This is a genomic window from Rhizobium sp. G187, assembly GCF_051549525.1.
Taxonomy (GTDB): domain Bacteria; phylum Pseudomonadota; class Alphaproteobacteria; order Rhizobiales; family Rhizobiaceae; genus Allorhizobium.
Window position 1 is genome coordinate 83279 of record NZ_JBPUGM010000005.1, and the last position, 12991, is coordinate 96269.

The following is a 12991-nucleotide window of genomic DNA, read 5'->3' on the forward strand; positions in this document are numbered from 1 at the left end:
GACACATGGGCGACCCAGTTTGGATGCAGTCGGAACCAAAAAAATTTTGCATCCAAAATTCGTTTTCGCGTGTCCTCTCATTTGAAGGAGAGCGAGATGCAGGTGATGCTCGATATGCGACAGATGACAGTGATCCAGCCAAGGCCCAGTTGCCAAACCCAAGGTTTCGCCTACTTTCGCTCGGAGGCAGCGAGGGGAGATGGAATGGAGGATAGCCAACAGGCGCTGGAACAGGCGCTTCATGCCTGCGCCGCCGGCGACCGCCGCGGTCTGGAGCGGATCTATACGAGCGAGTCCGCCCGCATGGTGACCATCGCCGAGCGCATTCTGCGCCGCCACGACCTTGCAGAAGAGATCGTCCAGGAAGCCTTCGTCCAAATCTGGAACAAGGCCTTTCAGTACCAACCCGATCGTGGTTCTGCCCGCGGCTGGATCTATGCTGTCGTCCGCAGCCGCGCCCTGAACGCGCTAAGGGATGGACGACGCGAGGATCTCACGGAAACGGAAAGCTTGGATCGCCTGCAGGACGAAGGCGCCGAGACCCTCTATTCCGATCTCTTCGATGATCTTGATACCAAGAGCCGGTTGCGTTCCTGCCTTTTGCGGCTCGATGAACTGCGACGCCGTACAGTGATGATGGCCTATGTCTCCGGCTATAGCCACGGCGAGATCGCGGGGCGGCTCAAGCTGCCACTCGGGACGACCAAAGCCTGGATCCGTCGATCACTCACCGCCTTGAGGGAGTGCATGGCATGAGCACCTGGCAAAGCCTGAGCGAACGCGCTGATGCCTTCGTGCTTGGCCTGATGGACGATAGTGAGCGCGAACAGGCCGAACGTGACATTGACACCGATCACGCCTTCGCCCGGGAAGTCGGCGCAGCACGTGATCGCTTTCTCGAGCTTGACCTGGCCGGCCCGGCCGCATCCGTCCCGGCCGATCTGTGGCCCCGCATCGAGCAGCGACTGGGCGTGACCAACGCCGACAAGCCTGTGGACGCGGCAACAAGCCCTGCCCCGTCTCGGCCGGAGCCGATGAATGACAACTGGACGCACCACTGGCGCAGCATTGCGCTTTCGGCCATTGCCGCCTCCTTGTTGCTCGTCGCGTCGCTCACTTATACCGTGCTGTCATCCCCGGAACCCCAGGTGATCGCTGTCCTGATGAATGCCGAGGGCCAGCCCGTGGTGATGATCGAGGACTTCGGCAACGACAGCGCCAAGGTTGTGCCGCTGATGGACGTTTCCGTTCCGGCAGACCGTTCGCTACAAGTCTGGACACTGCCTTCAGCGGATCTCGGACCAGTGTCGCTCGGCGTGCTTGATGGATGGAATACGGTGACCCTTGACGGACCGGCATTGCCTTCGCCGCAGGAGACGCAACTGTACGAGATCACCATAGAACCCGCCGGCGGCTCCCCGACCGGGCGGCCGACAGGACCAATCCTGGGCAAGGGTTTCGCCAGCATTCCAAGGTAACGCATACGATGCTACCAGAATTGGGGAGCCGGTTGTCAGACAAGGTCTGGCGGCCACGATTGACATTAAGGTCAAAACATCCCAGCCATGTTGGCTAGTTGGAGAACTCAATGGCACGCCGTCAAGAAGGTCAAACACGCCTGGATGAGGCCGCTCGCGCAGGCTGGCTCTATTATGTTGCCGGTCGCACGCAAGACGAGATCGCGCAAAGCCTCGGCGTGTCGCGTCAGACGGCGCAGCGGCTCGTGTCGCTCGCTGTGGCGGAAAAACTCATCAAGGTCCGACTTGATCATCCGATCGCAGAGTGCCTTGAATATGCGGAAAGGGTGAAGGAACGCTACGGTCTGAAATCCGTGGAAGTCGTGCCAAGTGATCCGGGATCGTCCTCAAGCACGATCGGCGTTGCCGAAACCGGCGCGGCTGAGCTTGAGCGCTGGCTGAAGCGGCCTGAGCCTCTGGTCGTCGCCATGGGAACTGGCCGAACACTCCGCGCCGTGATCGACCAGCTCTCGCCGATGGAATGCCCGCAACACAAGATCGTATCGCTCACGGGCAATATCAGTCCGGACGGCTCGGCTGCCTATTTCAACGTCATCTTCTCGATGGCCGATGCGGTGAAGGCGCCGCATTTCCCAATGCCTCTTCCCGTCATCGTCTCTTCGCGTGAGGAGCGCGATCTTCTACATCGCCAACCCCTGGTCGCACCAACGATCGAACTCGGGCATCGATCCGATGTCGCCTTCGTCGGTGTCGGCGAAATGACCATGGAGGCACCGCTTTTGCTGGACGGCTTCCTCGATCGCGAGGAGATGCGGCAGTTGCTGGATATCGGCGCCGTCGGCGAGATCTGCGGCTGGGTTTTCGATGCCGAAGGTCATCTGCTGGATCATCCGGTCAATGATCGTGTGGCCAGTCTGTCGCTGCCGCCACGCGACCGGGCCACTGTCATCGGGCTCGCTCAAGGTGCCCGCAAGCACACCGCGATCCGCGCCGCGCTTCGCGGTGGACACGTCAACGGCCTGATCACGGACGAAATCACAGCGCGCTTTTTGCTGCAATCGTAATCAGTCCACAAATTTTCCTGCATATAAATCAGCCTGTTCACTGAATTCAGGGGGGTAACCCGTCGCTCACCCCATTGACAGATTGCGCCGTGTTGGTGAGTAATTGCCCATGAGCTTAGCGAATGCTCAAGAAATCCTTCTGGGAGGAAGACATGAAATTGAAGTCTGTACTGCTGGGCGCATGCTCGGCACTGGTTCTTGCCGGCATGGCATCGGCCGAAACCCTCACCATCGCGACGGTCAACAACGGCGACATGATCCGAATGCAGGGTCTGACGTCGGAATTCACCACAGCCAATCCCGACATTCAGGTCGAGTGGGTGACGCTGGAAGAAAACGTCCTGCGCGAACGCGTCACGACGGACATCGCCACCAAGGGTGGCCAGTACGACATCATGACCATCGGCACCTATGAAGTTCCGATCTGGGCAAAGCAGGGCTGGCTCGTTGCTCTCGACAATCTCGGCGCCGACTACGACGTGGACGACCTTCTGCCGGCCATCCGCTCGGGTCTCACCGGCGAAGACGGCAAGCTCTATGCCGCTCCGTTCTACGGCGAATCCTCGTTCATCATGTACCGCAAGGATCTGATTGAGAAGGCTGGGCTCACCATGCCCGACGCCCCGACCTGGGAATTCGTGGCGGACGCCGCTCGCAAGATGACCGACCGCGCCAATGACATCAACGGCATCTGCCTTCGCGGCAAGGCCGGCTGGGGCGAAAACATGGCCTTCCTGACGGCCACGTCCAACGCCTTCGGTGCACGCTGGTTCGACGAAAAGTGGCAGCCGCAGTTCGACCAGCCGGAATGGAAGAACACACTCGACTTCTACGTCAAGCTGATGAACGATGCTGGCCCGCAGGGCGCATCCTCAAACGGCTTCAACGAGAACCTCGCGCTGTTCCAGCAGGGCAAGTGCGGCATGTGGATCGACGCCACGGTTGCTGCATCCTTCGTGACCAACCCGAAGGACTCCACCGTTGCTGACAAGGTCGGCTTCGCACTGGCTCCCGATACCGGTCTTGGGAAGCGTGGCAACTGGCTCTGGGCCTGGAACCTCGCGATCCCGGCCGGCTCGCAGAAGACCGCATCGGCTGAGAAGTTCATCTCCTGGGCAACCAGCAAGGCCTATGCCGAGCTCGTCGCTTCGAAGGAAGGCTGGGCCAACGTTCCTCCGGGCACCCGTACGTCTCTCTATGAGAACGCCGAGTACCAGAAGGCTGCACCCTTCGCCAAGATGACGCTTGACTCGATCAATGCGGCTGACCCGAAGAGCCCGACCGTCAAGCCCGTTCCCTATGTTGGCGTCCAGTTCGTCGCCATCCCGGAATTCCAGGGTCTTGGCACCACGGTTGGCCAGCTCTTCTCGGCGGCACTTGCCGGTCAGATGTCGGTCGACGACGCCTTGGCACAGGCTCAGGAAGTCTCGGTTCGTGAAATGACCCGCGGCGGTTACATCAAATAAGATCCTCCCGAAGATGCCGTCCGGGCCTTGCAGGTTCGGGCGGCACTCTTGACGGAAGACAGCGGGTTCGATGGCCCCGCCCGGCTCCGCCGAAAATTGCCCCGTCTGGATAGACGAGCCTGAGCGCCCGACGTCGGAGTGCCAGCCTCTGCAAGAGATCAAAACCCATGGCTACGCAAAACACCCGGACGCTTGCCCGTCTGATGATGGCACCTTCCGTCGGCCTTCTCCTCGTTTGGATGATCGTGCCGCTCGCAATGACGCTCTGGTTCTCATTCCAGAACTATAACCTGCTCAATCCGGCCAATGTCAGCTTCGCCGGCCTGTTCAATTACAAGTATTTCTACACCGATCCGGCCTTCTTCCAGTCGATCTGGAACACGCTCCTGATCGTCGGTGGCGTCCTGCTGATCACGATTGTCGGCGGCATTGCGATTGCGCTTCTACTCGACCAGCCGATGTTCGGTCAGGGTATCGTCCGCATCATGATCATCTCGCCTTTCTTCGTCATGCCACCGGTGGCGGCGCTGGTGTGGAAGAACATGATCATGCATCCGGGCTATGGTGTGCTCGCCGACATCAACCGCTTTTTCGGCTTCCAGCCTGTCGACTGGTTCGCGCAATATCCGCTGTTTTCGATCATCATCATCGTCGTCTGGCAGTGGCTGCCGTTCGCAACGCTGATCCTTCTGACCGCGCTTCAATCGCTCGACGGCGAGCAGAAGGAAGCCGCGGAGATGGATGGCGCAGGCTTTATCAACCAGTTCATCTATCTGACACTTCCGCATCTCGCCCGCGCGATCACGGTCGTCGTTCTCATTCAGACGATCTTCCTGCTCGGCGTCTACGCGGAAATTCTCGTCACCACCAATGGCGGTCCCGGCTACGCCTCCACAAACCTGGTTTTCCTGATCTACCGGACAGCCCTTCTCGGCTACGACGTCGGCGGCGCATCGGCCGGCGGCATCATCGCCATCATCCTCGCCAACATCGTCGCCTTCTTCCTGATGCGCGCGGTCGGCAAGAACCTGGACCGCTGAGGAGACAAGACCATGGCAAGAGCCATCACCGCCCGCAAGAAGATCGCCTTCACCGCGCTGGCCTGGACCATCGCAATGATCATCTTCTTCCCGATCCTCTACACGATCATCACCTCGCTGAAGACCGAAACCGAGGCGATCCAGGGCTTCAACCTGGTGCCGTCCTTCACGCTCGAAAACTACGTGACGGTTCAGACGCAGCGCGACTACTTCAAGCCCTTCATGAATTCGGTCGTCATCTCAGTCGGCTCGACCATCCTGGCGCTGCTGATTGCCATTCCAGCCGCCTGGGCCATGGCTTTCTCGCCGACACGGAAGACCAAGGACATCCTGATGTGGATGCTCTCCACCAAGATGATGCCGGCGGTCGCAGTGCTTGTGCCGATCTATCTGATCTTCCGCGATTTCGGCCTGCTCGACACCCGGATCGGGCTCACCATCATGTTGATGATGATCAACCTGCCGATCGTGGTCTGGATGCTCTACACCTACTTCCGCGAAATCCCGGGCGAGATCCTTGAAGCCGCCCGCATGGATGGCGCCTCGCTTCTCAACGAAATCGTCTATGTCCTGACCCCGATGGCGGTCCCGGGCATCGCCTCCACCATGCTGCTCAATGTCATCCTGGCATGGAACGAGGCCTTCTGGACGATCCGCCTCACCACGACGAATGCGGCCCCGCTCACCGCCTTCATCGCCTCTTTCTCCAGCCCACAGGGTCTCTTCTGGGCCAAGCTTTCGGCAGCCTCGACGCTCGCCATTGCCCCGATCGTCATCCTCGGCTGGTTCAGCCAGAAACAACTCGTCCGCGGCCTCACCTTTGGCGCTGTGAAGTAAGGAATAAGAAGATGGGTAGCATCACACTTCAAAACGTGTCGAAGACCTTTGGCGAAGTCTCGGTCATTCCCTCGATCGATCTCGAGATCAACAATGGCGAATTCGCCGTCTTCGTCGGCCCTTCAGGTTGCGGCAAATCCACCCTCTTGCGCCTGATTGCGGGTCTCGAAGACGTCTCCGGCGGCAAGATCCTGATCGACGGCAAGGATGCGACCGAGAAGGCACCGTCGCAGCGCGGGCTGGCCATGGTCTTCCAGTCCTATGCACTTTACCCGCATATGAGCGTGCGCTCGAACATCGGCTTCCCGCTGAAAATGGCGAAGATGGACAAGGCCGAGATCGACCGCAAGGTCAATGAAGCGGCCCACATCCTCAACCTCACCGACTATCTCGATCGCAAGCCGCGCAACCTTTCGGGCGGTCAGCGTCAGCGTGTTGCCATCGGCCGCGCGATCGTTCGCTCGCCGGAATGCTTCCTCTTCGACGAACCGCTGTCGAACCTTGATGCGGCGCTGCGCGTCAATATGCGTCTCGAGATTTCGGAACTGCATCAGAAGCTCAAGGCCACCTCGATCTACGTCACCCATGACCAGGTCGAAGCGATGACAATGGCCGATAAGATCGTCGTGCTCAACAAGGGTCGCATCGAACAGGTCGGCTCGCCGCTCGACCTCTATCGCAATCCGCGCAACCTCTTCGTCGCCGGCTTCATCGGCTCGCCGAAGATGAACCTGATCTCCGGACCCAAGGCTCTGGAGAAGGGTGCGCATACGATCGGCATTCGTCCCGAACACATGACGCTGTCAACCACTGAAGGCGCCTGGAAGGGAAAGGTCACAGTCGCCGAACATCTGGGCTCCGACACCTTCCTTCATATCCAGACGGAAGATCACGGCACAATCACCGCGCGTGTCAGCGGCGAAATGCCGGTTCGCCATGGCGATACCGTCTACGCGACACCGGAGGAAAGCCGCCTCCATCGCTTCAACGACAAGGGTCTTGCACAATGACCGGCAGACTTTCCGGAAAATCGGCACTCATTACCGGCTCCGCCAGGGGCATCGGTCGCAGTTTCGCCGAAGCCTATGTGCGCGAGGGCGCAACTGTCGCCATCGCCGACATCGACTTTGCACGGGCAGAGAAGACCGCTGCGGAGATCGGTCCCCAGGCTTACGCTGTAGCGCTCGATGTGACCGATCAGGCGTCGATCGACGCAGCCATTGCAGCCGTTGAGGCGCGCACCGGCGGGATCGACATTCTGATCAACAACGCCGCCCTGTTCGATCTCGCACCAATCGTCGAGATCACGCGCCAAAGCTATGACCGGCTGTTTTCCATCAATGTCGCAGGCTCGCTCTTCATGCTCCAGGCGGCGGCGAAATCGATGATCGCCCGCGGCAAGGGCGGCAAGATCATCAACATGGCGAGCCAGGCAGGCCGGCGCGGCGAGGCTCTTGTCGCGGTGTATTGCGCCACAAAGGCCGCGATCATTTCACTCACCCAATCGGCCGGGCTCGACCTGATCAAGCATGGCATCAACGTCAATGCGATCGCTCCTGGCGTCGTTGACGGCGAACATTGGGACGGCGTCGACGCGCTGTTTGCCAAGTATGAAAACCGGCCACTCGGCGAGAAGAAAAAGCTCGTCGGCGAAGCGGTGCCCTTCGGCCGCATGGGCCGGGCGGAAGATCTGACGGGCATGGCGATTTTCCTCGCCAGCACGGATGCCGATTACATCGTTGCCCAGACCTACAATGTCGACGGCGGAAACTGGATGAGCTGACGGGAACCGACAGGAGCCCAGAGCCAAGGAATGCGACCATGACCACTAAACTCTCGCTCGCCAACATCCCCGCCATCACAACGGCGGCCATACCGGCCTATGCCCGGAGCCAGATCAGCGCCGGCATCCTGCATTTCGGCGTGGGCAACTTCCACCGCGCCCATATGGCCGTTTACCTGCATGAACTGTTCAACGAGGGTCTCGACCACGACTGGGGCATTATCGGTGCCGGGGTCATGCCCTCAGACCAGAAAATGCGCGACACATTGAAGGCGCAGGACTTCCTCACCACCGTGGTGGAACAGGATACGACCCGCTCTGCTGCCACCGTAACCGGTCCGATGGTCGACGTCATCACGGCGCCAGACTTCGACCAGATCATCGAGACCCTGGCCAATCCGGCAATTCGCATCGTCTCGATGACCATCACGGAAGGTGGCTATTTCATCGATCCGGCAACCGGCAAGTTCGATCCGAACCATCCGGCGATCGTGGCCGATGCTGCTGACCCGGCTCATCCGAAAACCGTCTTCGGGTTGATCATCGCAGGACTCAGGCTGCGCCGGGAACGGGGCGTTGCTCCCTTTACCGTCATGTGTTGCGACAACATTCCCGGAAACGGCGAAGTGACCGAGGCCACCGTCTGCGGCCTCGCAAAGCTCTCGGATGCGGATTTCGCCCATTGGATCCACGAGAATGTCGCCTTCCCGAATGCCATGGTCGACCGCATCACACCGGCGACTGGCCCGCGTGAAATCGCCATCACCCGAGATACCTACGGCATCGACGACGGCTGGCCCGTCTTCTGCGAGGAATTCAAGCAATGGGTGCTGGAAGACAAGTTCCCGCTTGGCCGCCCGGCCCTTGAAAAGGTCGGAGTCACCTTCGTGCCGGACGTGGCTCCTTATGAGCTGATGAAGCTGCGCATCCTCAATGGCGGCCACGCTGCGATTGCCTATCCGGCAGCATTGATGGACATTCACTTTGTCCACGAAGCCATGGAAAACGACCTGATCCGGGCCTTTCTGGCCAAGCTGGAAAAAGACGAGATCATCCCCGTCGTTCCACCTGTACCGGACACCAGCCTGAACGACTATTTCGATCTCATCGAGCGCCGTTTCTCCAATCCGAAGATCGGGGACACGATCCCGCGTCTCGCCCAGGACGGTTCCAACCGCCAGCCGAAGTTCATCCTGCCCTCGACGGCAGACCGGCTTGCCAAGGGCCTTGACGTACAGGGACTGGCGCTCGTCTCGGCGCTGTGGTGCCGCTACTTCGAAGGAACGAGCGATAGCGGCAAGGCAATCGTGTTCAATGACAGCAGCGCCGAACGCCTTCATGCGGCTGCACTCGCATCGCGCGAAGAGCCCAATGCCTTCCTCGCGCTTGATGACATTTTCGGTGCAGTCGGCACACATCCGCAATTCATCAAGCGCTTCACAGAGGCCCTGACCTCCTTGCGCAGTGCGGGAACTGCCGCCACATTGCGCCGCTATCTTGAGGGGGGCCTCGGGGGATAAGTGGGCGGTGCGATGAACGGTTCGACCAAAACTCTGGTGATATTCGATTGCGACGGCGTTCTCGTCGACAGCGAACCGATTGCGCTGGAGGTTTTGATCGAGGCGCTCAGGGAAAAAGGCGTCAACATCGATCAGGAAGGCGCCTCCGAGCGTTTTCTCGGGCGAAGCCTCGCGCATCTCGCCCAATCGGTCGAAGCGGAGTTCGGTGTCGAGATCGATGCCGAATTCCTCTCTCAAATGCGTGAGGCGCTCTACCGCCGCTTCCGAACCGACCTCAAGCCGCTTCCGGGCATACCGCATGTCATGCAGGCGCTCAGAGACGGCGGACTGTCCTGGTGCGTCGCGTCATCCAGCCAGAAGGAACGGGTCGAGCTGTCTCTGACCGTGACCGGCCTGATCGACTATTTCGCACCCGACATCTTCAGCGCCACCATGGTCAAGAACGGCAAACCTGCGCCGGACCTGTTCCTCCATGCTGCGGCTGAGATGGGTTTCCCGCCGGAGAATTGCATCGTTGTCGAAGATAGCCCCGCCGGCATTCAGGCCGCCCGGGCGGCCGGCATGCGCGTCTGCGCCTTTACCGGTGGATCGCATACTATCGATCCCGCCTACCGTGCCTCTATGGCATCGCTGACGCCCGACGCGTCCTTCGACCGTATGGAACACCTGGTCGACTTCGTCTGTCCGCGAGGACCGGACTGATCCATGCCGATTTACCCTTTTGTCATCCCCGCATTTGTCGGTGATCCTCAACGTCAGGCCGTTTGCCGGTTTGACGCAACCGCTGGCATGCTCCACTTTACGCAATGCCAACAAGAACCGAGCCGGGACGGAAACAAGCCAATATGCGCGACCATGTGATTGCGGTGGATGTCGGGACGGGCAGCGCACGCGCCGGCGTCGTCGATCGCAGCGGACGTCTGCTTGCCCGCAGCGAACATGCAATCATCATGCATGTCGAGGGAGAGGACATAGCCGAGCAGTCGTCGGAGCAGATTTGGGCAGCAGTCTGCATTGCCGTAAAGGGCGCGCTGGAGGCGACCGGGCTTTCTGCTGCGCGGATTGCCGGCATTGGCTTCGATGCCACGTGCTCGCTGGTCCTGCGCGATACCCTGGGCGCTCCCCTGGCACTGACCGCCAAAGATGGGCAGGCCTTCGATACGATCGTCTGGCTCGATCACCGCGCAATCGCGGAAGCGGAGGAGTGCACACACACAGGGCACGCCGTCATCCAGCATTCAGGCGGCACGCTGTCCCCCGAAATGCAGATCCCGAAGCTCTTGTGGCTGAAGCGTCAGCGCCCGGATCTCTGGGCACGCCTTGGCTCGGCCTTCGATCTCGCCGATTTTCTCACCTGGCGTGCCACGGGTTCAAATGCCCGTTCGCTGTCGACCCTCACCTCGAAATGGGGCTACCTGCACGGCACCAGCAGTCCCTGGCCCACAGACTTTCTGGGCGTCATTGGCCTGTCGGATCTGACGACGCGTGCGGCCCTGCCCGATACCGGCGTCCCCGTCGGTCAGGCGATTGGCAGGCTCGGCGCAGACGCGGCACGGGATCTCGGGCTCGATGCCGGCATTCCCGTTGGTGCCGGGATGGTCGATGCCTATGCCGGCGCGCTCGGCGTGCTCGGCCGTCATGCGGCAGACGGAGCCGAGGCGCTCTCCGGTCGCTACGCACTGATCGGCGGAACGTCCAGCTGCGTTGTCTCCTTTGCGCCGAAGCCTCTGTTTCGCCACAGCGTCTGGGGGCCTTACAACGAGGCCGTTTTTGCCGGCTCGTGGCTCACCGAAGCGGGGCAATCGGCGACAGGCGCCCTGCTCAACCATATTCTCGGCATGCATGCAGCCGGCGGCGAGCCAAGCGTTGCGCGCCACCGCGCCGTGATTGAACGTGTCCAAGCGATGCTGGCCGCACATGGCCCGGGATTTGCCGACGAAATCAATATCCTGCCGGACTTCCACGGCAACCGTTCGCCCTTCGCCGATCCTAAACTGACCGGCATGATGACAGGCCTGACGCTCGACCAGAGCTTCGATGGCCTCTGCCGAATCTATTGGCGCGCCTGCGTCGCCATAGCGCTTGGCCTGCGCCAGGTGCTTGAGACCATGCATGCCGGAGAGACAGGTCCGGTCCGCCTCCACCTGACCGGTGGCCATGTCAAAAACGCCTTGCTGAATGAACTCTATGGCGACGTCGCTGGCTGTGAGGTCTCGATCCCCCAGACTGACGATGCAGTCCTCGTCGGGACAGCCATCAACGCAGCGACTGCGGCCGGCCTTTACACGTCACTCGCCGACGCCGGCCGCGCCATGGCCCCGACATCTGTCAGCCGGCCGCCGAATTTGTCCACAAGGAAGGACCAATACGACCGGGACTATCGCCGGTTTCTCGCGATGCAGGAATTGCGTGCGACGCTGGCCACGATCTGAAACGGCGAACGCGCGACCTATACGAAAATACTCTCAAAAATTGAAGGCGCGAACCGTCGGTAACGCAAGCCCAAACATTCCACTTGACGAAGTTCAGATGGCCGTATTTTAATCAGGCTTAGATTTTAGGCACTCAATACGCCGTCGAATCCACCACCCACATTTTCTGGGCAACAGCGCCCCATAACGCCCCGTTCGCGGGATCGCGTTATGGGTCTTTTCGTGTTTGGAGTTTCAATGCCTCATCCGGCGAAGATCGGCATCCTCTATTCCTCCACCGGGCCCTATGGCGCGATGGGCCGGGATGCGCGCGAAGCAGCAGAGTTCGCCTTTCATCTCTATGCCTCTTCGGGGGGCGCGAATGTCGAGCCGGTCTTTTTCGACCCGCATGCCGAGCTCAGCGCCTATCTTGAAGGTGCACGGAGCCTGATCCGGGATCATGGATGCCGCCATATCGTGGGCACGATCACATCGGCTGCGCGCAAGGAAGTTATCCCGCTCGTTGAAAAGCATGACGGCCTCCTCTGGTACATGTGCCCCTACGAAGGCTTCGAGGCGAATGAGAACGTGCTCTATATCGGTGGCTGCCCGAACCAGCACCTGATCCCGCTCTTCCAGCATCTCTTCCCTCGCCATGGCAAGCGCCCCTACCTCGTCGGCGCCAACTATGTCTGGGGTTGGGAAATGAACCGCCTCGCGCGCGAACTGGTGCAGAACGAGGGTGGCACAATCCTCGGCGAACGCTACCTGCCGCTGGAGGAAACCGCCGTCGAACGTCTCGTTGCGGATATTGCCGAAAAGCGACCGAGCTTCATTCTCAACAATCTCATCGGCCCTTCGAGCTATGCCTTCCTCAAGGCCATGGCGGAACTTGCGGCGCGTGATCCATATTTCCAGCCAGACAGCTGCCCGATTGCCAGCTGCGACCTGCAGGAATGTGAACTCGTCGAAATTCAGGCGGGCGCCGCTGTCGGACAGCTCTGCGCAGCCTCTTATTTCGATAGCCTGGCCACCCCGGAAAACCGTGAATTCAAGACGCAGCTTGCCGACTGGCGCGGCGAGGTCCGGCAGGTTTCAAGCGTCTTTGCCAGTGCGTTCACAGCGGTCAGTCTGTGCATTGCGGCGATTGAAGCCGTCGGGGACGATACACCCGTAGACGTCCGCGCGAAGATCCTTGATCGGACATGGCCGACCCTGTTTGGCGATATGCGCGTCGATCCAGCCACCAATCACGCAGCCCTTCCTTTCCTGCTGGGTAAGGTGAACCCCGCCAATGGTTTCGACGTGATTGCCACGCGACCGCCGATCGCCGCAGATCCCTATCTGGCCGGCGTGAAACCACACTCCCTTCCGAAGCTGAGGGTCGTTTGA

General features: G+C 60.4%; 12 protein-coding genes. All 12 read left to right on the top strand.

Going from position 1 to position 12991, the window contains the following annotated elements:
- The first annotated feature begins 204 nt into the window (after positions 1-204).
- The 12 genes from ACSV9I_RS15410 (at position 205) to ACSV9I_RS15465 (ending at position 12991) form a co-directional block, all read left to right on the top strand.
- Complete coding sequence (locus ACSV9I_RS15410) at positions 205-756, top strand: sigma-70 family RNA polymerase sigma factor (protein ID WP_054160294.1); 552 nt, start codon at positions 205-207, stop codon at positions 754-756.
- A complete protein-coding gene (locus ACSV9I_RS15415) occupies positions 753-1478 on the top strand; it encodes an anti-sigma factor (RefSeq protein WP_438329757.1) in 726 nt (241 codons plus the stop codon). Before ACSV9I_RS15410 ends, ACSV9I_RS15415 begins: the two co-directional genes overlap by 4 nt.
- A 110-nt stretch (positions 1479-1588) precedes the next feature.
- Positions 1589-2542, top strand: a complete 954-nt coding sequence (locus tag ACSV9I_RS15420) for a sugar-binding transcriptional regulator (protein WP_438329758.1) — start codon at positions 1589-1591, stop codon at positions 2540-2542.
- 152 nt (positions 2543-2694) lie between these two features.
- On the top strand, positions 2695-4008 hold the full coding sequence (locus tag ACSV9I_RS15425; RefSeq protein WP_438329759.1) for an ABC transporter substrate-binding protein: 1314 nt from the start codon (positions 2695-2697) through the stop codon (positions 4006-4008).
- Between the two features lie 167 nt (positions 4009-4175).
- Entirely contained in the window at positions 4176-5048 is an 873-nt protein-coding gene (locus tag ACSV9I_RS15430) for a carbohydrate ABC transporter permease (RefSeq protein ID WP_438329760.1), read from the top strand.
- Positions 5049-5060: 12 nt separating this feature from the next.
- Positions 5061-5885, top strand: coding sequence for a carbohydrate ABC transporter permease (locus tag ACSV9I_RS15435; RefSeq protein ID WP_054160290.1), 825 nt, complete (start codon positions 5061-5063; stop codon positions 5883-5885).
- Between the two features lie 11 nt (positions 5886-5896).
- On the top strand, positions 5897-6895 hold the full coding sequence (locus ACSV9I_RS15440; protein WP_438329761.1) for an ABC transporter ATP-binding protein: 999 nt from the start codon (positions 5897-5899) through the stop codon (positions 6893-6895).
- Positions 6892-7668 (top strand): L-iditol 2-dehydrogenase, encoded by a 777-nt coding sequence (locus ACSV9I_RS15445; RefSeq protein WP_438329762.1) that lies wholly within the window; start codon positions 6892-6894, stop codon positions 7666-7668. The genes ACSV9I_RS15440 and ACSV9I_RS15445 overlap by 4 nt, the downstream gene beginning before the upstream one ends.
- 38 nt (positions 7669-7706) lie before the next feature.
- Complete coding sequence (locus ACSV9I_RS15450; protein WP_438329763.1) at positions 7707-9188, top strand: mannitol dehydrogenase family protein; 1482 nt, start codon at positions 7707-7709, stop codon at positions 9186-9188.
- A 12-nt stretch (positions 9189-9200) separates the two neighbouring features.
- Complete coding sequence (locus tag ACSV9I_RS15455) at positions 9201-9890, top strand: HAD family hydrolase (RefSeq protein WP_438329764.1); 690 nt, start codon at positions 9201-9203, stop codon at positions 9888-9890.
- 143 nt (positions 9891-10033) lie between these two features.
- Positions 10034-11620 carry an FGGY-family carbohydrate kinase gene (locus tag ACSV9I_RS15460; RefSeq protein WP_438329765.1) on the top strand — a complete coding sequence of 529 codons (1587 nt, stop codon included), beginning with the start codon at positions 10034-10036 and terminating at the stop codon, positions 11618-11620.
- Between the two features lie 237 nt (positions 11621-11857).
- Positions 11858-12991: a transporter substrate-binding protein gene (locus ACSV9I_RS15465; protein WP_438329766.1), complete on the top strand. Its 1134-nt coding sequence runs from the start codon at positions 11858-11860 to the stop codon at positions 12989-12991.